This window comes from Halogranum amylolyticum, assembly GCF_900110465.1.
Lineage (GTDB): Archaea > Halobacteriota > Halobacteria > Halobacteriales > Haloferacaceae > Halogranum > Halogranum amylolyticum.
On sequence record NZ_FODV01000010.1, the window covers coordinates 15,085 to 39,714 of the forward strand.

20 protein-coding genes and 5 pseudogenes are annotated in these 24,630 nt (G+C 54.2%); 15 read left to right on the plus strand and 10 right to left on the minus strand.

The features are described 5' to 3' along the window. Positions 1–105 precede the first annotated feature (105 nt). Positions 106–404 (plus strand): annotated as a pseudogene (locus tag BSG17_RS28620) (hypothetical protein). Positions 405–509: 105 nt separating this feature from the next. Here the strand turns inward: BSG17_RS28620 and BSG17_RS16135 are convergent. Further along, positions 510–917, minus strand: a complete 408-nt coding sequence (locus BSG17_RS16135) for a TRAM domain-containing protein (protein WP_089825932.1) — start codon at positions 915–917, stop codon at positions 510–512. Between the two features lie 201 nt (positions 918–1,118). Here BSG17_RS16135 and BSG17_RS16140 point away from each other — a divergent pair, with 201 nt between their 5' ends. Next, positions 1,119–2,045, plus strand: a complete 927-nt coding sequence (locus tag BSG17_RS16140; protein WP_089825933.1) for an ArdC-like ssDNA-binding domain-containing protein — start codon at positions 1,119–1,121, stop codon at positions 2,043–2,045. Between the two features lie 205 nt (positions 2,046–2,250). Here the strand turns inward: BSG17_RS16140 and BSG17_RS16145 are convergent. After that, positions 2,251–2,735: pseudogene (locus BSG17_RS16145) on the minus strand (hypothetical protein); the annotation flags it as partial. Positions 2,736–3,042: 307 nt separating this feature from the next. Here BSG17_RS16145 and BSG17_RS16150 point away from each other — a divergent pair. Both BSG17_RS16150 and BSG17_RS16155 read left to right on the plus strand, forming a co-directional pair. Continuing rightward, complete coding sequence (locus BSG17_RS16150; protein ID WP_244531571.1) at positions 3,043–3,873, plus strand: sulfite exporter TauE/SafE family protein; 831 nt, start codon at positions 3,043–3,045, stop codon at positions 3,871–3,873. Continuing rightward, the gene (locus BSG17_RS16155) at positions 3,870–6,242 is read left to right on the plus strand and encodes a heavy metal translocating P-type ATPase (RefSeq protein ID WP_089825935.1); all 2,373 of its coding nucleotides are present in this window, start codon (positions 3,870–3,872) and stop codon (positions 6,240–6,242) included. Before BSG17_RS16150 ends, BSG17_RS16155 begins: the two co-directional genes overlap by 4 nt. Positions 6,243–6,514: 272 nt before the next feature. Here BSG17_RS16155 and BSG17_RS27855 read toward each other — a convergent pair. Both BSG17_RS27855 and BSG17_RS16160 read right to left on the minus strand, forming a co-directional pair. Next, positions 6,515–6,657, minus strand: a pseudogene (locus BSG17_RS27855) (IS1595 family transposase); the annotation flags it as partial. Positions 6,658–6,881: 224 nt separating this feature from the next. Then, on the minus strand, positions 6,882–7,484 hold the full coding sequence (locus tag BSG17_RS16160) for a TetR family transcriptional regulator C-terminal domain-containing protein (RefSeq protein ID WP_089825936.1): 603 nt from the start codon (positions 7,482–7,484) through the stop codon (positions 6,882–6,884). A gap of 178 nt (positions 7,485–7,662) precedes the next feature. Here BSG17_RS16160 and BSG17_RS16165 point away from each other — a divergent pair, with 178 nt between their 5' ends. Genes BSG17_RS16165 through BSG17_RS16175 form a run of 3 tightly spaced genes read left to right on the plus strand, consistent with a single transcriptional unit; the run spans position 7,663 to position 10,522 of the window. Beyond that, complete coding sequence (locus tag BSG17_RS16165; RefSeq protein ID WP_089825938.1) at positions 7,663–8,262, plus strand: TetR/AcrR family transcriptional regulator; 600 nt, start codon at positions 7,663–7,665, stop codon at positions 8,260–8,262. Continuing rightward, complete coding sequence (locus BSG17_RS16170) at positions 8,262–9,728, plus strand: MATE family efflux transporter (RefSeq protein ID WP_089825939.1); 1,467 nt, start codon at positions 8,262–8,264, stop codon at positions 9,726–9,728. Before BSG17_RS16165 ends, BSG17_RS16170 begins: the two co-directional genes overlap by 1 nt. Positions 9,729–9,733: 5 nt before the next feature. Further along, positions 9,734–10,522 (plus strand): isoprenoid biosynthesis enzyme family protein, encoded by a 789-nt coding sequence (locus BSG17_RS16175; protein ID WP_089825940.1) that lies wholly within the window; start codon positions 9,734–9,736, stop codon positions 10,520–10,522. A gap of 267 nt (positions 10,523–10,789) precedes the next feature. Here BSG17_RS16175 and BSG17_RS28945 read toward each other — a convergent pair whose 3' ends face one another. Both BSG17_RS28945 and BSG17_RS16180 read right to left on the minus strand, forming a co-directional pair. Further along, positions 10,790–10,948, minus strand: coding sequence for a DUF7535 family protein (locus tag BSG17_RS28945; protein ID WP_449271719.1), 159 nt, complete (start codon positions 10,946–10,948; stop codon positions 10,790–10,792). 310 nt (positions 10,949–11,258) lie between these two features. Next, on the minus strand, positions 11,259–11,792 hold the full coding sequence (locus BSG17_RS16180; RefSeq protein WP_089825942.1) for an Rrf2 family transcriptional regulator: 534 nt from the start codon (positions 11,790–11,792) through the stop codon (positions 11,259–11,261). A gap of 751 nt (positions 11,793–12,543) precedes the next feature. On the opposite strand from BSG17_RS16180, the gene nadA reads away from it, so the two are divergent. The 8 genes and pseudogenes from nadA to BSG17_RS16225 all read left to right on the plus strand — a co-directional run bounded on the left by nadA (position 12,544) and on the right by BSG17_RS16225 (position 18,008). After that, positions 12,544–13,674: a quinolinate synthase NadA gene (nadA, locus tag BSG17_RS16190; protein WP_089825946.1), complete on the plus strand. Its 1,131-nt coding sequence runs from the start codon at positions 12,544–12,546 to the stop codon at positions 13,672–13,674. 2 nt (positions 13,675–13,676) lie between these two features. Next, positions 13,677–15,176, plus strand: a complete 1,500-nt coding sequence (locus BSG17_RS16195; RefSeq protein ID WP_211609162.1) for an L-aspartate oxidase — start codon at positions 13,677–13,679, stop codon at positions 15,174–15,176. Then, complete coding sequence (gene nadC, locus BSG17_RS16200) at positions 15,173–15,979, plus strand: carboxylating nicotinate-nucleotide diphosphorylase (RefSeq protein ID WP_089825950.1); 807 nt, start codon at positions 15,173–15,175, stop codon at positions 15,977–15,979. The genes BSG17_RS16195 and nadC overlap by 4 nt, the downstream gene beginning before the upstream one ends. Before the next feature lie 71 nt (positions 15,980–16,050). Then, a pseudogene (locus BSG17_RS26100) lies at positions 16,051–16,214 on the plus strand (IS5/IS1182 family transposase); the annotation flags it as partial. A 119-nt stretch (positions 16,215–16,333) separates the two neighbouring features. Then, the gene (locus BSG17_RS16205) at positions 16,334–16,585 is read left to right on the plus strand and encodes an AbrB/MazE/SpoVT family DNA-binding domain-containing protein (protein ID WP_089825952.1); all 252 of its coding nucleotides are present in this window, start codon (positions 16,334–16,336) and stop codon (positions 16,583–16,585) included. Further along, complete coding sequence (locus tag BSG17_RS16210; RefSeq protein ID WP_089825955.1) at positions 16,586–17,020, plus strand: PIN domain-containing protein; 435 nt, start codon at positions 16,586–16,588, stop codon at positions 17,018–17,020. Positions 17,021–17,503: 483 nt separating this feature from the next. Further along, positions 17,504–17,659, plus strand: a pseudogene (locus tag BSG17_RS28950) (DUF7389 domain-containing protein); the annotation flags it as partial. Positions 17,660–17,786: 127 nt separating this feature from the next. After that, positions 17,787–18,008, plus strand: coding sequence for a DUF8129 domain-containing protein (locus BSG17_RS16225; protein WP_089825957.1), 222 nt, complete (start codon positions 17,787–17,789; stop codon positions 18,006–18,008). A gap of 217 nt (positions 18,009–18,225) precedes the next feature. Here BSG17_RS16225 and BSG17_RS26105 read toward each other — a convergent pair whose 3' ends face one another. The 4 genes from BSG17_RS26105 to BSG17_RS16245 form a co-directional block, all read right to left on the minus strand. Continuing rightward, the gene (locus BSG17_RS26105; RefSeq protein WP_139246653.1) at positions 18,226–18,693 is read right to left on the minus strand and encodes a DUF7522 family protein; all 468 of its coding nucleotides are present in this window, start codon (positions 18,691–18,693) and stop codon (positions 18,226–18,228) included. A 918-nt stretch (positions 18,694–19,611) separates the two neighbouring features. Then, positions 19,612–19,974, minus strand: coding sequence for a Zn-ribbon domain-containing OB-fold protein (locus BSG17_RS16235; protein WP_089825961.1), 363 nt, complete (start codon positions 19,972–19,974; stop codon positions 19,612–19,614). Further along, on the minus strand, positions 19,971–21,122 hold the full coding sequence (locus tag BSG17_RS16240) for a thiolase family protein (RefSeq protein WP_089825964.1): 1,152 nt from the start codon (positions 21,120–21,122) through the stop codon (positions 19,971–19,973). Before BSG17_RS16240 ends, BSG17_RS16235 begins: the two co-directional genes overlap by 4 nt. A gap of 1,384 nt (positions 21,123–22,506) precedes the next feature. Further along, complete coding sequence (locus BSG17_RS16245) at positions 22,507–24,240, minus strand: transposase (protein WP_089825965.1); 1,734 nt, start codon at positions 24,238–24,240, stop codon at positions 22,507–22,509. Positions 24,241–24,630 lie beyond the last annotated feature (390 nt).

The window sequence follows — 24,630 nt, forward strand, 5'->3', positions numbered from 1 at the left end:
TCGTCTGTTTGCCAACCCCTCAGAGAACCATCGTGGTGACCACGGGTTCCAGTCGGGTCTTCTGAGGAGTTTTTCGAGCCTCAGATGGCTGGAGGCTCGATTCAGATGAGCGAACGACCAGACATCTCGGTGCATCGGCAGACAGCTTTTGGCGACGACGGCCAACTCGAAATGACCGAAACGAGCGCCGAAACCTCACTCGAGGACTTCGGTGCAGAGGTCGATCATCGCGACCGTGAATCGCGACGTGATCAACCAGCGGCGACCGAGTTTGGCGTTGACGATTGACCGGAAGTGACCCGTTCATCGAGGGTAATCAGGCGACGCTCTTCGCGGATATCGACGAGACTCAGCAGACGCTCGTCGGTACCGAGGCGGCCACTCGCTGCTTGTTCGAGGAGTAACCAACAGAGTGGGGCCGATTTCGAGGTTGTTTGGTAACTCACCCCCCGGCGGTATTTGTCCGCCCCTCGTCACTCTTATGCGCCAAGATTGGTGTCCAGCCTCGGTTATTCGTAGTAGGGCTTTCGCTCAATCACATCTGCGAAGCCGACTGACTCGCTCACTTCAGTGACCTCGACAGTTACTCGTTCGCCTTGTTCAGTATCAGGGATGATGAGAACGTATCCACGGTCAGTACGGGCAATGCCATCGCCCTGGTCTCCGATGTCTTCGATGTCGACGGTCCGCTGATCCCCTTTCTCTACCGGTGCGAGGCTCTCCCGATTCTGCACCGCTTCGTGGGTTGACGGAGTGTCATCAGTAGTATCAGTCGCAAAGATAGCCACGCGGTGAACATCACCCACTTGTACATCGCCTGTTGTCACTTCTTCTTTCGGAACTTCGAGAACGTATGAACCTCTCTGCTCATCCACCTGGGCGCTGAAGAGGCAAAGTAAGTCGTCTGGAATTTGCATATGTAACGCTCGTCTGAGAATCTTGTGGCTCACTCATCTTAACTTGGTGATTAGCAGTACGGAGGACTCGTCTGCGGCATCGTTGTGAGCTCAGGTAGTGAGGCACTGAGCGGAAGGCTGAGAAACCGCTGCTCGCCGGCGAGTTTTTCTGCCCCCGAAGGGTGCGGGGCATTCCAAAACTGGAGTGCTCGCGAGAAATTCATGGCGACGAGTGACTATGCAGTGGTGTCGTTCGATGACTCCGACACCCGACGTGACGAGATGCACAGTACCATCGAACAGTGGATTGACGACCTTGTTGACTCCGTCGACGACGCACAAGCGAGCGCAGAATTTCAGGAGTGGCTTGACGTTCAACGGCAGTTCCACGATTACTCCTACCGGAATACACTGCTCATCAAGCAGCAGTGTCCCGAGGCCAGTCGCGTCGCCGGGTATCGAACCTGGCAAGCAGAGTTCGACCGCCACGTTGAGGAAGGCGAAAGCGCAATCTGGATCTGGGCACCCATCATCACCAAGCGGTGTCCCGAGTGTGCAAACTCGCCGAGCTACCACGCCAACACCGACTGTGAGTACGACGCAACACCACCCGAGGAGTGGTCGAGAGGACTCGTCGGATTCAGACCCGCTCCGGTATTCGACATCTCCCAGACTGACGGCGAACCGCTCCCCGACCTCGAGACGGCCGCAACGGGTGACGCTGGCGATCTCGTGTCCCAGCTGACCGACGCGGCTGATGAACTTGGTGTGACGGTCCGAATTGTCCCCGAAGAGGAGTGGTCTCACGGGAGTGCACGCGGTATCTGCCAGCGATTGAGCCTCGTCGACGTCCAACCACTCGTCGAGGTCAAGGACCGAGCAAACGAAGCCGACCTTGCACGGACGTTGGTTCACGAGTACGCGCACGCGCTGTTGCATTTCGACGTCGACGACGACACCGAGCGGGCAAAACGCGAGGTCGAAGCCGAAGCCGTGGCGTACATCGTCGGGCGGTACTGTGGACTCGATACAAGTGGCTCGGCGTTCTACCTTGCCACGTGGGAGTCAGACGATGCTGACGTGATCCGTGAGCGACTCGGACGGATCAGTCGAACGTCGACAGAGATTCTCGCCCTGCTCGAAGAGTGAATCAACGCTGGATCAGGACTCACTTAACCAACGCAGCTTTGGCACTGATGTCTTGGTCTTTTCAGGAGGAATGCGACAGCCCTCTTATCGACGGGTGAGGTGACGGTGGGGAAACAGGGTATCCAACGTCCTATCTCATTGTAGCCTGAAAAGACCAATCTGTGTTGGTTAACACAACGGTGACCCATGTTCGATTCCCCACCAACGCCAGATCAGTCCCGTGACGTTCGAACAACGCGACGTCAAGGATTACCTTTGTGTCGAGGTCTGTTGCAGCGTATAACCAAGAGCGCTTTCCGTTGATTTTGACAGCGGTCTCGTCAACTGCGACCCGCCTCGGCTGCGCCGTCACCAGAACGCGGTGCGTTCTGGTTGGCTCACGAGAGCGAAGCTCTCGGGAACGTCGGCGGGTCTGCAACGCTGTCAGCCAACCGATGTACCCACTGGGAAATTGCTTGAAATAATCGCTCTACGCCGAGGAGTCGAAGAATCGCTTCTGTCGCCTTGAGTGGCAAACCGGCAGCGTGGAGGTGGACGGCGAACGCCCTGACGGGCATCCCCCAGAACGCTTTGCATTCTGGTATACGAACGAGACACGGAGCGTCTCGTTAACGTCGCCGTCCGCTCCCGCTGCCAACATTCAAGCGTAGCTGTATCTACACTCTCTTTGAGCAGGTTTGAGAGTAGCATAGATCACTACTCTTCGACCTGCTCGTTCCTTATCTAGACAGTGCCATCGATTCTATTAGTCAACTAGGTCGACCACTCTCCTTTGCCGAATCTGGGTCGTGGCTACAGCCACTCGAGTCTCACTGTGAGCCTCTGAGTATGTGAAGAATTCCTGCTTGAGAGGTTAGTTGTAGGGACGAGCGACCCGAAGACTCAATAACTGGGCAATCACTGCAGATTCGATAGACAGACCAATTAATACATTTTGGGAGGGTACGTCTTTGTAACCAGTGTGTTGCAGAATCACGTCATACCAAACAATAGGCTAATCGAGCTACTTGATTCCCCTTTAGGCACGAGCCCTACCGAGTTCGACCTTCTGGCATTCTTTCTCGTTGGTCTTCTCGGCGGTGCTCATTGCATTGGAATGTGTGGTCCATTGGTCACAACCTATGCAGAGCGAATGGCAAAGACAGCAAGTTGGGATGGAGCGCTCACACTCTACGAAGTTCGACAACACGGGCTGTTCAATTTCGGGCGAACCATCGGGTACGCAATTCTCGGCGGGGTATTCGGATTTCTTGGAGCCGTACTGTATGGAACCGTCGAACTAGCAGGAGTAATACGCCCGGTTCAGGGTGGTGTCGGTATCATCACTGGGACGCTAGTCATCCTCATGGGTGCGACACGTCTCGTTGGGTATCACCAAGGAGCCTTTGAAACAGCCCTCTCGAGAAGTGGGATCGGATCTATCTTTGCCCGAAGTTACACCGCAATTTCGTCACGAATCGATCAGTGGGTCGATGGCATTGGTATCGTCGGCCTCGGGGCACTCCATGGACTTTTACCCTGTATGTTGCTCTACCCAGCGTTTCTCTACGTCTTTGCTCAGGGATCCCCTATCTACGGGATAGTGGCGCTCACAGCGCTTGGTCTCGGAACAATCCCGACTCTCTTTCTCTATGGAACAGTTATCCAATCAGTTACCGCCCGGCAACGACATATCGTGCACTATGGTCTCGGCATTCTATTTGTTTGCATGGGATATGTGCTGGTTGCAATGGGCGCGACACGATTCGGCATCAATCTTCCAATGATCGACATCCCGATTTACCAACCACTTGAAACAGCCACCTTTCGCTCCACTATCCCCCTATGACTACGTGTACGCTTTGTGACCTCCCGGTTCGAAGTCAGGCGGTTACTGACGCGAGCGTTGCTGGAACGTTCTGTTGTCGTGGCTGTCTCGAGATTTATCAGCTTGTGGGTGATACTGAGAAAACCGAACTCTCAGTCGGGGATCTCCAACAACGGCTCGAATCCAGTGACGACGAACTCGAGGTTCCTGAGGACCAAGAGACAGCGTACCTTTCTGTCGATGGAATGCATTGTAAGACCTGTGAGGGATTTCTCGAACTCCTTGCAACCGAGAGCGATGCGGTGTCCGATGCACAAGCAAGTTACTCAACGGAGATGGTACAGGTAACATACGACCCAGCAAAAACCACGCCAACCAATCTGACCGACATCATTAGTCAGTTCGGATACCACGCAACGCTCCCGAACGAGGAAGACGATGAAAGTGAGGAGCGGATCGAATTTAGCAAGTATCGGGCAGTCATCGCTGCCATCCTCATGATGCCGGTCATGGCACCCTATATTCTGTTTATCTACCCTGTGTATCTTGGTATCTACCCGGAGAGTTTCTTATACGGATCGAACATCGTTTCGATGGTTTTCGGGCCGCTTGCCGTCTGGAGTACACTAATCGTGCTTGGACTTGGCTATCCCATCTTCCGTGGTGCATACGTGAGCCTTCGAGTTGGCCAACCGAATATGGACGTCTTGATTGCGATTGCCGTACTTGCTGCGTACCTCTACTCGCTTGGAAGCTATCTCATGGGCCAGCGCGACCCATACTTCGACGTCGCTGTGATGGTGTTGGTTGTGGTTACCATTGGGAACCATCTCGAATCGAGAGTCAAGCAAGAAGCGCTCGGGAATCGATCTGCACTCACCAAATCCCGAGTTACCGAAGCTCGGCGCTTGCTTGAGGACGGAGCTACCGAACAGATTTCGACTAGCGAATGTGCAGCTGGTGACCAGCTCCTGGTCAAGGCCGGTGAACGAATCCCGGTTGACGGAACAGTCATCGAAGGATCGGGTGCTGTCGACGAAGCCCTCGTGACAGGAGAATCGATTCCGCAGTCAAAGTCCGTTGGTGACAATCTTCTCGGCGGTACAGTGCTTACTGACAATGCACTGATTGTCGAAGTCGGAGCAGATGCAAGCAGCACAATCGATCGTCTTGTTGAGCTTTTATGGGACGTTCAAAGCTCTGACTCTGGTATCCAACGTATTGTCAATCGCTTTGCTGTTGTGTTCGTCCCACTTGTTCTTGTTCTTGCCGTTAGCACAACTGGTCTCTGGCTGGTCTTGGGAAACTCACTCAGCACCGCTATCATGGCTGGCGTCTCTGTACTCGTTATTTCTTGTCCCTGCTCACTGGGGATTGCGACGCCGTTAGCGCTGACGTCGGGCACTCGCGATGCCTCCGACGAGGGAATCCTCGTTGTCAACGAGAATGTCCTAGAGCAGATCGACGAGACCGATATTATTGTCTTCGACAAAACGGGGACATTGACAACTGGTGAGATGTCGGTCGATGATGTATACGGCGAGCGGACCGAAACAGTACTAGCCCGCGCGGCTGCCGTCGAACGTCGATCAAACCATCCAATTGCGGCGGCGATTGACGACGCAGCACCATCCACCACATCGACGGTCACAAACTTTGAACGTAACGACCGCAGTGTTTCAGCACTCGTTGATGGAACACGTGTGACTGTCGGGCATCCGAATTCGTTCACAGCTGACGACTGGATCGTTCCGTCTGCGATCCAGCAAGCGATCGAGGCCGCTTACGAGGATGGAGCACATCCGACAGCTGTCGGGTGGGATGAGACCGTTAAAGGAATCATTACGATTCGGGATACACCTCGTAAAGAGTGGCAAACAGTTATCTCGCAGTTATCGGAGGATGATCGTGAACTTGTTGTCCTCACGGGTGACGATGAACGAATGGCCCAGCGGTTCGAAGCGCATCCAGTGATCGGTCACGTCTTCGCTGGCGTCCGACCTGAGTCCAAGGAGATGATTGTTCGAGGCTTGCGAGAGCGCGGTACGGTGACGATGGTCGGTGACGGGACGAATGATGCACCTGCGTTGGCGAGTGCAGATCTTGGCATCGCACTCGCCAGCGGAACTGAAATTGCAGTTGATGCAGCCGACGCAGTTATCATGGATGATCAGCTTACATCCCTCTCGACGATTTTCGAACTCGCGCAGTCGACACGACGACGCATCAAACAGAATCTTATCTGGGCAGCAGGCTATAATGCAATTGCCATTCCGCTTGCAATTACGGGTTACATCAATCCCCTAATTGCCGCGCTCTGTATGGCGATTAGCAGTCTCATTGTCATCTTCAACTCAAAGAGACGACTTCTCAAATCGGCGGGCTCCTAATTTGTTCTCTCGATTAGCTGGAAATAGTGCGGTGAGTATTACCTGTACTAGCCGGTATACCCTGTAAGAATCGGAGTTACAACGGCAACACGGTGTGTAGTGAGGTTCTCGATTTTTCCGCAATCACCACTGTCCCGTGGAGGCTCAGCTCGAAGACCTGTTTTCACGTCCAATTTCGTCTGTATCAGCTTCTCACGCCGGATTTGGCACATCTGGTTACCACTCGAAAGTAGGATTAACGAACTACGCTCATATGTAGCACATTGTTGATTTCAGAGAGTCGCTTTGGCAGTATGTTTGAGTGCTTCTCGACCGGATTTCTCGAAGAGTTCGCTCGTAGCTAGAAGGCACGGAAATACTGTGTCAAATTGTCCTTTGAGACGCCTCAATGCGGCGAGAGCCACCGTCGCGCCAGCAAACCTGTTGAAGCAGGTCCACTACGAGCGATTCCGAGCTAAATACATCCAGCGGAATCATTCGTATCGGACACCGCTAAGTGCGGTGTCCGTGCCTTTTTCGATTCTAGACCAACAGGTGAACTGTATCCACAATCTCCTACAGAAGAGCGTCGAGCGTAATTGCGTCCTCAGAGTGTATCGACACCTCGGCGAATCTCTCTAAGAGACAAGTGGTACCAGGTCAGTCGTGGCCCTCCGGCATCAACATCGCGTCGACGTACTCGGACGCAGTCTGTCTGGCCGTTGGGAGTGCGGTGTCGTCCAGTACGACCGCTCGCGTCCGTGCTCCGTCGACGATCGTCATCAACGCACGCGTCACGTGATCGGCGTCGACGTCGTCGAACACGCCTTCGTCGATACCGTGGTTGATTACTGCTTTGAGCATATATCGAATGTAGTCGTCGTTCTGTCGGAACCGATCTCGGAACGTCTCCTTGTATGGTGCTTGGCTCCGCATCTCCAGTATCGCGACCAAGAGGTCCCGATTTTCCTCGGGTGTCACGAGGAGTTCGTCGAGCAGAATCTCTAGCCGCCGCTCAGGATCCGTCGTCTCGATGCTACGTATCGAGTCGACGAACTGCTCAAGGAGGTAATCGAGAAACGCGACGAGAAGGTCATCCTTCGTATCGTAGTAATAGTGAATAGCAGCAGTCGATTTCCCGTACTCCTCGGCGATCCGTTTGATTGTCAGATCGGCGTAGCCGTAGTTGCGAAGCGCCCGATAGGTAGCCTGCATAATCGCCTCGGTCGGCTCCGAGAAGGTACGTTCCGTGGGGTCGGTCATTACACAACGAGTTTGTCGAGAGGCAGATAACAGTTTTGACCGGGTAGTTGGGAGATGCAGAGAGAAACTCGAGTAAATGGTTCGGGTATCGCTTGTCGCGTCTCAAGGGACCCGGTGGCGATACCCTCATAGTCCGAAGCCTTTTGACTAACTAGTTAGTAAGTATGGGTAACGACTAATGGATGACGACCCAACCACAGAGATTTTGGAGGCGACCTATCGCGCCCTTTGCCAGCATGGATACGCAAATCTCACAGTCGGGGATATCGCTGCTGAGGCGGAGCGAAGCAAATCACTGGTTCACTACTATTACGGTAGCAAGGCAAACCTATTTAGCGAGTTCCTCCGGTTTCTATACAACGAATATACGACTCAGCTCACGTCGATTGAGGACGAACCACCGCGTGAACAGCTGTTTTCTATCCTCGACATCGTGCTCTCTGACGACGAGACGACTCCCAGCCAAGAGTTGCGGACGGCGATGCTTGAGGTGAAGGTACAGGCGCCCTACGACGACGCGATTCAGGCGCGACTAAGGAGATTCGATGACTTCCTCTTCGAGCGAGTCCAAGAGATCATCATCGCCGGTGTCGACGCAGGTGAGTTCGCTGACGACGTCAACCCGACTGTCGCCGCCGAGTTCTTTGTGACGACAATTACAGGGGCGCACACGCGCCGCGTTGCTGTCGGCTACCCATCAGAACGGCTCTACGAACCGATAACGCGGTATGTTGAGACACACCTACTCGCAGCCGAGACTACGGGGGACCCACGCTGATGGGGCTGCGGAACCACATCGGTTCGTTGTTCAAGGGGCCCGAAGAGTTTGACCTGACATCGGGTAGTATCGCGAAGCCACTGTTCTTTCTTTCGATGCCGATCGTCGTCACAAACCTCTTTCAAACAGCCTACAACCTCGCAGACACGTTCTGGCTTGGTCAGTATAGTACAGATGCTTTGGCGGCAATTAGCTTCGCGTTTCCGATGGTGTTTCTTCTTATCTCTCTCGGGATGGGTCTCTCTGTCGCCGGCAGCATCCTTGTCGCCCAGTACACGGGCGCTGACAAGGAACGAGAGGCGGAGTACGCGGCCTCCCAGACGATGACGTTTGCTGTGCTCGCATCGGTCTTCGTCGGTATGGTCGGCTACTTCGGCGTCGAAGGGTTCCTCGGACTGCTCGGTGCCTCACCGGATACCTTGCCAATGGCGACAAGGTACATGGAAGTCATCTCGCTCGGTCTCCCGTTCATGTTCGGGTTCTTCGTCTTCAACGCACTCATGCGGGGCTACGGCGACACCATCACCCCGATGCTCGTCATGTTCGGGTCGGTCGTGCTCAATATCGCCATCGACCCGTTTCTCATCTTCGGGTGGACTATCGTCGAGAACGCACCGCTGATAGGAACGATCAGTTTCCCGGAACTCGGTATCGGAGGGGCAGCCATCGCGACCGTGTTCTCGCGTGTGCTCGCGCTCCTCGTTGGCCTCGCAATCATGTTCCGCGGCAATCGCGGTGTCGAGATTCATCTCAGAGATATGACGCCCAATCTCGCGTATCTTCGACAACTCGTCCGCATTGGACTCCCGGCATCTATCGAAGGGACGGGACGAGCGCTGTCGATGAACCTACTCTTAGTCATCGTTGCGCTCTTTCCCGATACGGTGGTCGCTGCTTACGGAATCGGGACGCGCGTGTTCTCTGTCGTCTTCCTGCCGGCAATTGCCGTCGCCCGCGGTGTCGAAACGATGACCGGACAGAACATGGGTGCAGACGAACCGGACCGGGCTGAACAGGCAACCAGACTCGCAGCGACGGTGCTCTTCGGGGTCCTCACCGTAGCCGGAATTTTCGTCTGGTTCACTGCAACGTCGGTCGCAGGGCTGTTCACCACAGACCCCGCCGTGGTCGAGATCACTGCGCAGTTCCTCCGTTACGTTGCACTGACGTTCGGATTCATCGGCATCATGCGCGCCTTCACAGGGAGCTTCCGCGGTGCTGGGAAAACCCTGACCGCAGCAGCGATCTCCGTCTTGATGCTCGGTGTCATCCGCTTCCCGATCGCGTGGGTTGCTTCCGGTCCACTTGGAGAGACCGGCGTCTGGCTGTCGTTCGCCATCTCGAACATCGTAGGAGCGATAATCGCCTACGTGTGGTACCAGCGTGGGGCGTGGCGGGCGAGCGAGTTGACGAGAGCCAAGGTCGACCTTGATGAGACCAGCGTCGGGGCCTCGACAGGAGACTGACAACGATGGACGAATCGGTCATCTTCAGACGGAAGAGCATCAACGCTCGACTCGATACGGTGCTCAGCGCAGCGGACGAAGACGGATTACCAATTGCACGCAGGACGGTCGAAGAACCGGACGACAGATGGTATGGTCAGCTCGTGATAGGAGCTTACAACTCAAGTGGGTCGACGACAGACCCTGAGATGGTTCTTCCCGCTGCGGTGGCAACCGAACTCCTTCGTGGATACTGCCGCCTCCGCAGTAGACTTTTGATCCAACTTACTGACGATAGACCACACTCGTTCACGCTGGAACCCACATCAGCGTTGTTGGCCGGTGAGTATCTCTCTACCTCGGCATACTCGTCGCTTCGGTCGATTGACCATCCCGCGCTCAGTGACTGTTTTGAGGTGCTGTCGAGCGTAGCAGAGACGATAACGGAAGCGTTCACTCTCATCAAGATGCAGCCGACACCACCGACATCCGACCAGTGTGCGTTTTTCGATATGACGGCTGGCAGCATCGGTGCGGCTGCGACTGTTCTCGGGGCGATACTGGCCGACGTTGACGGTACTCGCCGTGACGACCTCGCAACGGTAGGGTGTGGGTTCAGTACGGAACGACAGATACGCCACGCGCTTGACCCAGAGTCCAAGTGGGCCAAAGTTGCCCCACCCGCATTTGACGAGCAGGAACTTCGCACTCATGCCAAACGGAGACGAGACGAAGCACGCCAAGCGCTTGAGGAGCTTGCGACGACAGCGAATGTGGGATACTTGCGAACATTCACTGACGTGGAAAGACGGTGAGTTGCTCTGAGGAAGGTGTCCCTGCTATCGAATTCACACCTCACTCACGGCTGAGATTCGCTCTCCAATTCGTATATCCACTCTGCGGTAGCTTGCACGCAGAAGACGCTCGAGGTACTGCCGGTCACCTTATGAACTCATCTGTGCTTGGTTAAGGTGATAAACGGCAAATTCCGACTGTAGGGATCCAAATAACGGAGTAAACCCATATTCTGACGTTCACTTGGGCACTGAATAGTCCACTCACTGTTGGCTGGAGACCGATGCTTAGGGACTACTTGAGAGTTTCTCTCCAACCCATAGAACAATCAAGAACGGGAGAACGGGAACGAGTAGAACGAGCAATGGTAGGAAGATAATATAGCCAATGAGACTCATCTCAAGGTTCGAAAAATCTGTCCGCGGAGGGTTTACTGCTCTCACCATGGTGGCTCGTATGCAGTTGTGTGGTAAAAACTAATTGGTTAGTAAGTAATGGGGACGTACTCGGTCAAGCACTACTTGAAGCGTCTTTGAGCCGTAACAAGGTAAGATATAGACTAACCATATCGTCAGGAGTGTCTCGTAGAAGGGACAGCACAAAGAAGGGGTATCTATGCTACTCAACGAGCGTGGCCAGCGTTGCGAAGGACATGGAGATTCCGCTGGTGCTTCACAACCAAAAAGTGAGATAAAGAGTGACTATCTGCTGAATACAACCTCTACGCTCTTCTGCAGGAGATCCAGCTGAATCCGTTTAATGAGCTGGTTCTTCTGCAGGGGCCGTCATCTCCGCAATGCGGAGGATGAGGATGTTGCTTGTGTCGTCCTTCCCATCGACGAGACCCTCGATAAGCAACTTCGAGAGTGGTGTCGGGCCAACTGTCACCGTGTCACCCTCGTGAAAGTCTTGAATCGAGCCCTGTACGTGAACCTCGACACGGCATTTTTCGGGGTGGTGGACACTCGAGAGGTCAATTCTGTCGACGTTCACGCCTGTCACACGCTCACCCTCGTGGAGGAGTGGGATGACTGCGGGCTCATCCATCTCTTGGATATCGAGCACGTCGTAGGCCAGTGCCGTCGGTTTGTAGCCCCCTTTCGGACCAGGCACACCTTCGACGAGTTGCAGTGCCTTCAGGCTCTGCATTTGATTTCGGACAGTCCCGGGGTTACGGTCGATTTCTTCGGCAATCATTTCGCCTTTGACAGCCTGTTCGGACTCGCGATGCAGATTGACGAGTGCGGTGAGTATCGTTTGCTGACTCGGCGTCAAATCAATCGATGACATACCTCAGTATCATTCTTTTGTGGGTAAAATAGTGTTCCAGTCTTTCCCCCAACGCCTATATTGACTTATCTCATGTTATTGTGTACCAATAGCATGGAGGATTACGCACGCCAACTCCTCTTGTCAGAACTCAACAAGCAGGGCCCAGTGAGCGTGCCCGCGCTGGCAGACACACTTGGATACCATCCATCCATGGTCGATCGTCACTGCGATAGTCTCCAATCTGAGGGCTACGTGCGTCATGCCACGTCCAGCGTCTATGAGATTACACCAGATGGGCAAACATACTTGCAGGAACTCACGACCAAGGGGTCGGAGGCCTCTCAGAAGGAATCCAACGGGTCAATCGAAAGGTGAATCGTCGTGACTTGAACTTGCTTGAGAAATCTACTGAGTCTCACTACTGCCGACCACGTCCGGCAGGCAACCGGGGATAGTTGATTTCCCGAACGGCCCCGAGACATGCGTCTTGTTCGTCAATGCTGACGAACATTTCACTATTGGGGTCTTTTTGGATGATAGAGATATCCTCTCCGGTTGAATCTGCGCTCAGCGGGTTGAGCGTATTGTTCCCGTGCTCTTAAGCCATCGAGCAATCTGCGGCAGCTAGAGCCATCAATATGAGATAATAACTAACGAAGTTGATTTGGAAACTGCGTTTAGTACCTTGACCCTCTACAGCGATTTGCTTTGAAGATAAATTTTATACAATAGCCAGAATAGATGACTAGCTACTAGGGAGCCAGTTACCATGCCACAAATGGAAACGGCTGAATTCGAAACCGACCTCAGCCTCTTCAAATATGATAGCTTAGAGCAGCTTCCGCCAGCGTACCGTACGCTTGAAGCAGACGAGCGGAATGAACGAATCGTCCAAGCGAAAGCCGAACTCGGGAACGACGTAGTGATTCTCGGTCACAACTACCAACGACAAGAGATCATTGAACATGCCGATTTTATTGGTGATTCGTACCAGTTGAGCAAGCAAGCTGCGAACGCAGAGGCAAAATACGTGGTCTTCGGAGGCGTCACGTTCATGGCGGAATCAGCGGATATCATCACCGAAGACGATCAGACGGTGATTCTCCCGAGCATGGAAGCGTCGTGTCCAATGGCCGGCATGGCAGAGGCGCTCCAAGTTGATTCGGCATGGAGCGAGATTACCGCAGAGACGGACGCGGATATCATTCCGATCACATATATGAATTCGTATGCTGATCTGAAGGCATTCTGCGCCGAGCAGGGTGGGCTTGTCTGTACCTCTTCGAACGCGCACAAAGCGTTCGAGTGGGCTTTCGATCGAGGGGACAAAGTGCTATTTCTCCCCGATAAGCACCTCGGAGAGAATACGGCCTACCGACTCGGGATGGAAGACCAGACCGTCGAATGGGATCCGTGGGACCCTGCCTCCAAAGACGCCAGCAAAGCAGTTGAAAACGATATCATCCTCTGGGACGGCTACTGCCAAGTACATGAGCGGTTCGAAGTCAAACACATCGAAGCAATTCGAGCCCACAATCCGGACGTGAATGTCATTGTCCACCCCGAATGTCCCCGAGAGGTCGTCGAAGCAGCCGATAAATCCGGAAGCACGGCCGAGATCTGTCGGACTATCGAAGCAGCGTCTCCCGGCGATAGCTGGGCAATTGGAACTGAGGTTCACCTCACCCACCACCTTCAGCGGTGGCACCCTGACGTGAACGTGCTTCCACTATGTGGTGATGCGTGCATGGACTGCAACGCGATGCGGCAAATCGACCCGAATTACCTCACGTGGGTCCTCGAAGAACTCGTCGCCGGACGTGAACGCAACGTCATCGAAGTTGCACCCCAGGAAAAAGAACTCGCACAGGTCGCTCTCAACCGTATGCTGGAGATATAACGATGGAGACACGCACAACTGATGTCCTCGTCATTGGGTCGGGTATCGCTGGATTAGCCGCTGCCCTCGGTGCTGTTCGCGAGGGCGCATCAGTGACAATCGCGACCAAGTCAACTCAACCTGAGGGAACGTCGACGTGGTGGGCACAGGGTGGCGTCGCAGTCACGCGTAACGACCCCGCTGGTTTCGAGGAGGATATCCAAGCAGCCTCCAGTCACACGGCAGATCACACGGCCATCGAGGTGCTCGTCAAGAACGCCAACGACGCAGTCCGTGACGTCTTGGTGGAGACGCTTTCGGTCGACTTTGACAGCAATGGTGAGATGTTCGACTTTGCACGTGAGGCAGCCCATTCCACCGATCGCATTCTCCACGTCGACGCCTCGACTGGAAAGCACATCCACGTCCCCTTCCTAAACTATCTCGCTGAACGCGAGGAAGTGACAATTCTCGACGATACTGCTGCGCTCGAGCTTATCCGTCACGAGGGGAGGGTCCACGGTGCGATGTTAGAACGCTCGGGCGATGTTGCTCCGATTTACGCTGGTTCAACGGTCCTCGCAACGGGAGGGATCGGTGATCTCTACTCTCGAACGACGAATCCCCCGGGGTCGACGGGCGATGGAATCGCAATGGCCGCGCTCGCCGGCGCAGACATCTCTGATATGGAGTACGTGCAGTTCCATCCGACAGTCTACGCCGGTGAGGACCCGTTCTTGCTTAGTGAAGCTGTCCGTGGAGAAGGTGCCGTACTCCGGAATGGGAAAGGAGAACGATTCATGTCCGCTGTCCACAAGGATGCCGAGCTCGCACCACGTGATGTGGTCGCCCGAGCTATCCAGCACGAACGTGAGAGCACTGGCGAGGTACTCCTCGATGTGAGTTCGATGCCGTTCGAGGACGAGTTCCCGGACCTTGCAGAGCGATGTGCGAAACATGCTGTCGATTGGACTTCGGGGATTTCGGTGGCACCAGCCGAGCACTTCCTCTGTGGCGGCATCACCGTCGACGGTCATGGGAGAACCACACTCGATCGCCTGTATGCCGTCGGTGAGTGTGCTCGAACGGGCGTCCACGGTGCGAATCGGCTGGCCAGCACGAGTCTTCTCGAAGGGCTTGTCTGGGGACTTCGAGCTGGATCCGACGCTGCCGAAAAGGAAGCCCAACCCATCGACCCACCCGAACTGTTGACCCGTGATCCGGAACTTCCGGGCGCCTTTGTCCACGATAAATTCGTTCGGCTCCGGCGCGTGATGGACGACTACGTTGGGTTGTGGCGCGACCCCGACGAACTCACACGCGCTCAGGCGGGTCTGCGTCGGCTGAAAGGCGAAGTCGACGCCTATACCCGGACTAGGACGTCCCGATCGCTGTACGAACTGCGGAACGCAAGCGTGACAGCGCTGCTCGTCGCTCGGGGTGCTGCCGAAAACGAGGACTCCGTTGGAACGCACACCCTAATCTCGGACGATAAATCAAACGCAGGCGTGATCTCCAGATGATTCAGACGAGTAGGATCGAACAATGGCTTCGCGAAGACGTTGGGCACCATGACGTGACGAATCAGGTCCCGGGTGAGACGAGTGGTCGTCTCGTGGCGAAAGAAGACGGAGTAGTCGCGGGTCTCGACGCGTCAGTCGCTGTGTTCGACTATCTAGACGTGGACGTCGAGACACACGCCGACGATGGTGATCGGATCGAAGTGGGCGATACTGTCCTCACAGTTGAAGGATCCGCTCGAGATCTGCTGCGCGGAGAACGCGTCGCTGTGAACCTCGCAGGTCATGCCTCTGGCATCGCCACACTCACACGAACCGCAGTTGATGCCGCGCGTGAGATGAACGACGAAGTCCGAATCGCAGCGACCCGAAAGACCACGCCCGGGCTACGTGGTATCGAGAAGCGTGCCGTCGTAGCTGGTGGCGGCGACACCCATCGACTCGACCTCTCCCACATGGTGATGATAAAGGACAATCACATCGAAGAGATGGGAATGCGACCCGCTATCGAGTATTTCCGCGACCGCGTGTCGTTCCCTACACAGCTTGAAGTCGAGGTCGAGTATCCAGCAGACGCTCAGACGGCTGTCGAGGCGGGAGCTGACATCGTTCTTCTCGATAATATGTGCCCTGCGGAGATTGAACAAGCGATCGAACCGCTTCCCGATGACGTTCTTTCAGAGGCAAGTGGAGGTATCACCGTCGGTGATGTGACTAACTACGCAGAAACAGGGGTGGACATCATCTCGATCGGACAACTCACTCACTCAGCCCCGACACTCGATTACTCCTTCAAAACCGGGTGAACTACCCCATCCTACCGCTCGCCTGATGGCTCGCGCTTGAGGATGGGTTTCCTGTTTCTAAGACGCGCTTGGAGATGTACAACTGCCGGACACAGCTAGAGCGAACGAACGATGCGGTCAAGGCCGCGTCCACGAGCGAGCACAAGTGTTTCTGGCACTGTGTCTGCGAGTGGTCATCGCAATCACCAACTGCGAACGAGGAGACAATCCGGGGCGAGAGATGCTCAAGGTATGAGGAGAATTCTATGACACGCTCGGGAGTGCTATCGAACCGGGAAGCGAGCGCTGCTGGAATGATACAGTAGTGTTCCGCCACACTAGGCCTTTTTGACGGTTGGTCTCCAAGCACTATCTATGAGTAGTGATCGAGTCGACGCAGAAAGTAAGGTATCGGGTAACCAGGCGAACATTCCTGCTCGGATTCGTCGCGAACTTAACATCGATGACGGGGATTATCTTCGCTGGCATCTCGACACAGATGGGAGCGTTCGTCTCGAAGTCGTTCAACGACAAAGTGGGACCTTTGCCGAATTTAACGGCTACGATGGCGACACCGAAACCGACGTGAGTACAGACCACGACGCTTGGGGTGTCAACGTCGAATAAATGCCCCGAGCAGTAATCGATACATCCGTCCTCTTTGCAGCTGCGTATCGACGAGACAGCTCTCATGCTGACGGGCTCGAAATCGTTCGAGGCATCGATGACGGATCACTGCCAGAAGGAGTAATCATCGACTATGTGCTTGGAGAGACTCTGAACGGACTGACGACACACGCTGGCCACGATGCGGCTGTAGACTTTCTCGACCGCATCGAAGAAAACACCCGCTTTCACGTCGGCTCACTGACTGCAGATGCGTTTGCGACGGGTAAGGCACTCTTCCGCAGACACGAGCCGTTCTCGTTCGTCGATGCCTGTCTTGTTGCCTACATGCAAACTGAAGGGCTCGGATATCTGTACGCGTTCGATGACGACTTCGACGCTGCCGAAGATGTCTACCGCCTTGACACACCGACAAACCCCTACGAGCCGCGGTAGCGAAATCGTCAAGTGACGAAGACGCAGTCTGGTGAGTCTTTCTGCCCCTGAAGTGCGCGGGGCGTCACACACATCGCGTCCCGAGAACTACAATGCACCTACTCATCTACGTGCTCGTTGAAGTACCGAATCGAGACGATGCCCCCACCAGAGGCAATGCAGCGTTTGACCGTCTCGTCGGCGTCGGCCCCGACACTGCCGCCGTTTTCGATTACTAGACGAGTACGGCGGGGCGATTCGCCATCGCGACCAGTTGGATCGTGTCCTCGAGTCCGACGAGCAGGTGTGGATTATTCCGGCGGACGTCCACTACTGAGCTAAGAATCGCCCAACAGAACAGGCACTATGGTCTTAACCAACAGAGCGCAACCACCGCCGTTTCTGTTGGTTAATGAGATGACGATCCTGCTGACTCGGTGAGCGCCGAGTGAGTTTTTCGCCCCCAGAGGGGTGCGGGAGACAGAGAACTCTCGCAGTAAACCAATGACTGACGACAACCCAACAGCGACGGAATCGAATCGAGAGAAAGCAACCCAGACCGAATACGTTGAGCGTAGTGACGTTGGTGTCTCGTTGACGGTGAAACTGAAACGTGGAACGGCGACGAGAGACCAAGACGAACTGACGGCCAAGGTCAAAGCATGAACGCTTGCGGAGGCACTAACTCACCGAGGACGTTCGGGATATTTAACCTGACGACGAGGCAGAATAGAGCTCTCAGAGAGTTGGTTTTTCGCGCCTCCAGAATGGCTGGAGGCGAAACTCAATGAAAAACGAAGCAACTGAATCGACAGAATCGACCAGCCTCACCCCCGAGCAGCGTCTCGAACCACCAACCAACCACCTCATCGACGCAGGTATCGCGACTATTCACGACATAGCCACGCTTCGAGCCTGTGTCGCCTACGAGAACGCAAATCAACAGCGCGTTCGGATCCTCCGGCGACTCGAACACCGAGCAAAGGAGATTTGGACACAGGACAAATAAGTCAGTTCGATTCTGGAAGCAAATCGCGCCGCAGCTCGTCGAGACCGCCAGTACAGCCGATCCGACACAGAACCCAGGCTTCAGAAACAGTTGGCCCAGGATGCTTTGTGAGGTACTGAATTTATGTCTGTCTGTCTGTGTGAAACGGTCTGTCTCTGAACCATTAAGAGTCTGTCATTAATGGGTTGTCGAGGTACTCGTCTATAGCGGAAAAATATCAACAGATGGCAATTTCGTGGCGGCGCTTCAGTTGATCGATGAACTGGGGGACAGAGATATTGACCGATTTTTCGAAAGAGATGATGAGCCCTTTCCGCATGTCAACTGGAACCCGAACTACCTGCCCCTCTTCGAACCCTCGAACTTCGTACTCGAAACTCCCGAGATGGTAGAGTCGTTCCTGGTAGGAGTCCTCTTGTCTGCCACTCAGAACAAATTCGTCGCCGGTTGCAGCAAATTCCTGTCGTGTGTACTGCTCGCGAACTACTGGATTGACATAGAGGAACTCGAACGTGTTCTCACTATAGACACCGACTACGCGCAACTTGTTCTCGAATTCATTACGCAACCATTCAACAAGGCCGTCGTCAGCTTCAATGATGCTCTCCTCAGGCTCAACCTCGTCGGTGAATTGGAGACGAAGTTGTGCCCCCCTATCGGACGGATCATTTTCTGGTCCAGACATAGTCCTAGTGTTGTTTGATGGCGAGTGAAATAAGTGTGACTTGCTAGCATAGATATCAGTATTAGGCCAGTCCTGACTATCATGCAACAAAATGGCCGACACATATCGCAGTGACTTTGGATGCCAAAATACAAGTTGTTATGAACAACATCCGTGCACTCTTATTAGGTACCCTACACCTGAGATCTATCGGCCAGCGGGTGGACAGATTGATCCAGGGGATTAATTCGTCCGTGCTGCGGAACGACGAGAAACCAACCCACTCCAGAAATCGGTGTGAGCAATATCACCTTGGGTGGATGAGAGTCTGAAATTGACTATTTTTGCGTCTTTGAGAGACCGTTACGATGCACATCTTTGTCCGGCTATCACGCTGAGGGGGTTCCGTATATTGCCTTGATAACCTGGCGGCTGTTCAATCTAATCCCGTGTGCCTTGTACCCGTGGTGTGAATCCCGATGTGACTCTCCACGATGGTTTTGTTATCATCCTTTGACCAATGGAACACAAAAATAGCTGTACAAATTTTATTTTGGTTGTGAGTATGTCACGATATGTCGCATATCGAATGGTGAATCAAAACAATGTAAAATTCTGTCACGGGAAATTTATTTATGAGCCATTTTAAGTTCCAACCATTCGATATACTCAATAATAATTCGAACAACCGTCGCACCCCCATCCGTCATCGTTACCGCCGAACAGACACCCATTCAATTGCTGACTTTCCCGACCACTATCTCAAGCACCGGCGTAGTTCGGAATATTCCCAATCTCGCATCGGTGACTATCGCGTCATAATCGACTGGCAGCGGAACGAGAATTCAGAGATATTGTTCATCTGAGGCAACGACCACTGACAGAGTATCTCTGATTGGTGTGGAGAGAGTCCGTCTTTAGAGATTATACGGAAGACTGTCAAACCGGGTTCCAGCGATAGCCGTCCCACGACTGGCTCTCGGGGTCCTTGATTCCTGCCTTGGGGTCGCGCAGTTCCTCGACGTATACTGGTTCCACCTCGTCACCGGTCGTAACGTCGTCTGTGGTTACCTGTCCGAGTGCGCGGACTGCATGACCGTCTACCTCGAACTCAACAATTGCCATCGTGTTCGGCTGACGGACACCCGGAGGAGTCGCCGTAGATTGAGTCCACGTGACAACTTCTCCGGTCCGGTCCGAAAGGTCGAGCGTCTCGATTTGTGGTTCGCCACACGTCGGACAACGTGGGTGCGTTGGATACGAGACGTGTCCGTTAGAACACTTGCCAGCTTCCAAGGTCATTCTGCAGTCTCCATGATAGTCGTGATAACACAATTTCCGAAACCACCGACGTTACATGCCAAGGCAGTGTTAGCCTCTACTTGCCGCGGACCAGCCTCGCCCACGAGCTGCTCGTAGATTTCGACACCTTGTGCAACGCCGCTTGCCCCCAACGGGTGGCCTTTCGACTTGAGCCCACCGGAGGTGTTAATCGGAAGATTACCATCTTTCGCAGTGACACCGTCCATCGCCAGCTCCCAGGCAGTACCATGGTCTGCGATGCCTATGCCTTCCAACTGGAGGAATTCCAAGATGGTAAACATGTCGTGGAGCTCAGCGACATCGATATCATCAGGCCCGACATCAGCCATTTCGTAGGCTTGCTTACTCGACTCAACAACACCGCCCATTACGGTCGGGTCGTCTCGCTCGTGGACGACGTGGGTATCGGTCGCGCCGCCAACACCGGAGACGACAGCGTACTCATCGGTAAGCTCTTTCGCTCGCTCTTCAGTCGTAAACATCATCGCTGCGCTCCCATCCGTGATCGGACAAAAATCGTACAATCGGAGCGGGTCGGCAATGATTGGCGATTCTAGAGCCGTCTCGATGTCGATTTCCTTTTGGAACTGCGCATTGGGATTATCGACGCCGTTCTTATGATTCTTGACGGCGACCTGTGCAAGTGACTCCCGCGGGGCGTCGAACCGTTCGAGGTAGTGTCGAGCCGTCAGGCCGGCGAACGACGGCATCGTCACACCGTGCTTATACTCCTCAGGATGGGTACAGGAGGCGAGAATGTCGGTTGCTTGACCAGTGGTCTTGTGGGTCATCTTCTCACCACCGACCAGCAGCGTCATCTCGCTAACTCCCGATGCAATTGACTGGTACGCCTGGTAGATACCCGCGCCACCAGATGAGGAGGTCTGGTCGATTCGCTGGCTATAGGCTGGCATTACCCCGAGATCGTGAGCTAATGCGTTCATCACGCCTGTCTGCCCCTCAAACTCGCCGCTCGCCATGTTCGAGACGTACAGATGGTCGATTGTATCGGGTGAGACACCGGCGTCGTCGAGACACTCCTGACCTGCTTGCGAGAGCAACTCGCCGAGCCAGCTGTCTCGCTGGCCGAACTTGGTCATGGATGTGCCAATAACTGCGACGTTCACAGTCGGTAGCTCTCAGAGAAGGAACACTATCGTGTCGTTCAAGGTAAATTTTTCGACCTACACAATAGTGGGTGATAGTTACTTCCTCTGAACAGTTCCAGCGTAACTGAATATATGATCACTACTCTACATTTCTCGGTCGGCTTGATTCAGGCAGGATACTGGTCATTTGTCTCTGCTGTTATTGATAGTGTGGACAACTAGCGAAGGTGATACCGCATATACGATCGAACGCTTCACTATTACATAATTGACGTGATGGAGATTGCGTACTGAAAATCAGATAGCACCTCATCTCACCTCATCATTCATCTGCACGGGTTGTCCGAAGTGGTCATAACATGGCATCCACGCGACACGGATAGTGCGTTGGCAAATACTCCCATCCTTGCACTTTCTCCCGCAGATGTAGTTCCCGTCTTCGTCTTGTGGTGGTGAGGCATTTGCGTCGTCCTTGTTGTTTTCTCTAGCAGGCACCTTATGTAATGAAACTACCATTAGACTATATTGAATCGTCTGAAAGTGTGGACAGTAGTTCGTTTGTGATTGCATTCTTCCGGTGGTTAACCATGATGTGCTCTCGGAGGCTCATTTCAGGTCCACAGTCAGCCCCACAAAGAGGGCATTCTGAAAGACAACTATCTGACATCGTGTCGTCGTTTTCGGTTGACATTGTGGTCTGATAGAGGGATGGGAACGTGTGTTACGTTCTCAAAAGATAATTAGCCAAGACAAACATGAGCTATCCACCTGAACAGTCATGCACTATACCAACACTTACTAAGAGACGTGAACTATCCCACCCTACTCGTCTGCTGATACAGACCAGGACTTGAAGAGCTCTGACTGCTAACCAGAAGTTAGGACTTCTGTTGATGGAGCTTCCTGTTTCGACGACGCGACTTGCACTGACCGTGCCACCAGAATTGCTGAATGTGGTCAGCGTAGCGGTCACAGTCTCCGCAGGCGTCTATTGGCTGGCTGTTCTTTTCCCAAGAGTACCCAGCCGATAACGACCCGAATTTGAAGGTCCGGCTTTGCTGGGGAGTTGATGAGGTGTCTCTTGAGCAACTGGTCTCATGGGCGCATCTGCGGTGGGTCGTCAAACAGTTCCACAAAGAGATCAAGCAGGTATTGTGTGCAGATGATTTCCAGAGACGAATGCGGAACGGCTTCTATCACCACTTCACATTCTTGGCGCGCTTATAAGCCTACAAACGAGACTATCTGATTTCCGGATGAGTAGGCCAAATCAGGGTGCGAAAACCGGGTGAAGTTGATTTAGCGACCAGACACGACCCTACTGGTCTCCGAATATCGAAAAAACGAGCGAAAATCGACAGAGCAGCCGCTACTGGATTCTCAAACCGGAGTGAGAAAAGCGTTACCCGAACTCACGCAGGAAATCACCCAACGCTCGCACGAACGTCTTCGCCGTGATTACGGGCGGCGACCGAATCGGCTCGTCAAGCGCGACCTTGATCAGATAGTCTGTGAGCCGCCACAGGTTGTATAGCAGCGTCGACAGCGCGAAGTTGCAGAAGCGAAGCCGGTAATCCGTCGACGACGTCTTCGGCATGAAGCTCTTGATCGACTTGTACTGGTTCTCAATGTCCCATCGCCGACTGTACCCGTTCACGACACTCCGAATCTCCTCAGGTTCCACACGGTTTTGGTTCGTCACGAATACCGCGTACTTCCCGTCAGCATCGTCGCTCGTGCTCGGCGCGTAGAGGAACTCCGCCTCGTGGTGAACCTCACCGTCGATTCCCAGCGGCACGTCGTGTTTGACAGCTGCATCCGCCGTCGGATGTTCCTGAATGTCGTGAATCGCCGTTAAGTCATCCTCGTACGTCGGTACTGGTGAAAGGTACGTCAGCCCCCGCTCATGAGCGTCCGCGTACACGCGATTGACGTAGAATCCTCGGTCGAACATCACCGTGTCCAGATCGACGAACCGCTCGGCGCTGTCCAGCAGCCGACTCACGAGGTCGGCTTTCGAGTACGATGGCGAGTCGTCCGGCTCCCACGCAGAATCCTCTTTCACCGGCTCGATGCCGAGGACAATCGGTGCGTGGTCTCCGACTAAGGTGATTGTCGCGTACTTGTATCCACGCTTGTACTCGCCGTCTTTCTTGTACCCGCTCACCATCTTCGGATAGTCTGGCTTGGCGATGCCCGCTTCCTTGTTTTCCCACGGCCAGACGTGGAACTGCTCAGTCGTAATGTCGATAGCTGCAACCGTCTCACGAGTACTGAAGGGGTCCTCACCACGAATCGAGTTGATGATGTTGTCCGTCGCGGCGTCGAACGCCGTCATAATCGCGTCTCGAATCTGGTCAATCTTCGGCATTGAGTCGTTGTCCCCGAAATTCTCGAACGTGAGCTGGCCGTCCGACTCCTCTGGAGCAGCTATCTTCTTGATCGCCCGCAAGAACGTCGAGTCGTCGCAGATGAGGTCGTCGTCTGTAAGCCAGCCGTACTCCGATTCAGAATGAGCGCTCCCCTTGTTCGCACAGATCCGCGCGAACATATCTAGGATTACCTCGTCGGAGTACGTCTTGTGGGCTGCTCGGTGGGTGTCGAACTCGGGAAGGACGTGTTTCCGAGCGAGCGTCAGTGTCTTCTGTGCCTTCTCTTTCTTGTACTCGTTCTCGCTCTTCGAGTTCGCCTCCTCGGGTTCGGTTGGAATGGTTGGAACTAGTCCTTCGGTAATTACGCCGTGGTCGAGTGCGGCCTGTCGCACGCCAGCAACCGTCCGATTGAGCACTTCTTGGGTGTCCTCGCTGAACTGCGCGTGTGTGTACGAGAGCTGTTGCTGCGTCGGCGTATTCGAGAAATCGGTGATATCGAGGTGAAAACTCTTGATGAGACTCGAACTCTGTCCTAATCTGGCCGCGAGTTCGTTCTGGGAGATGCCGCGAATCCCCATGAACAACAGCGCTCGGAACATCTCGTCAGTTCCATAGGTGACGCGGTTCTGGTCGCGTGCGTCTTCCAGTTGTTCGACGGGAATCGAGAGCTCACGGATGACGTCCCAGAGGTGGTCTTCGCGCTTACAGAGCGTCTCCGCATGGATAACGATTGACTCCGCAATTCCGGACGGATCAGCAGCCACGTACTGACCCTCTGAATGAACCCACAGCTACCCAGAGCGAACGGGGCTGTCGGTTCGAGTGAGTATGTGGGCGATTCATCTCTGAGACAGAAAACTATAGCTTTGAATGAGAGCGAAACTCGATTGGGAGGGCATTCGTCTGCATCTGTTCAAACCTATCCGTGGCGGGGACATCAATTGGTAAGGACGCTCTGAATCCAGAATTGGACTGTTTCAGGGGTTGGAGTGAATTGAGAATTGGAACGATTCAATAATTGGTTCGATTTATATCTTGCTGGCGAATGGGTCGAACCATGAGTAAGAATGCGGTAGAGTCGTTTCTTCGGAGCACAGGCGGGTCGGAAATCCTCATCGAGATCGGTCGCGGGAGTGCGACGTTTCAAGACCTAG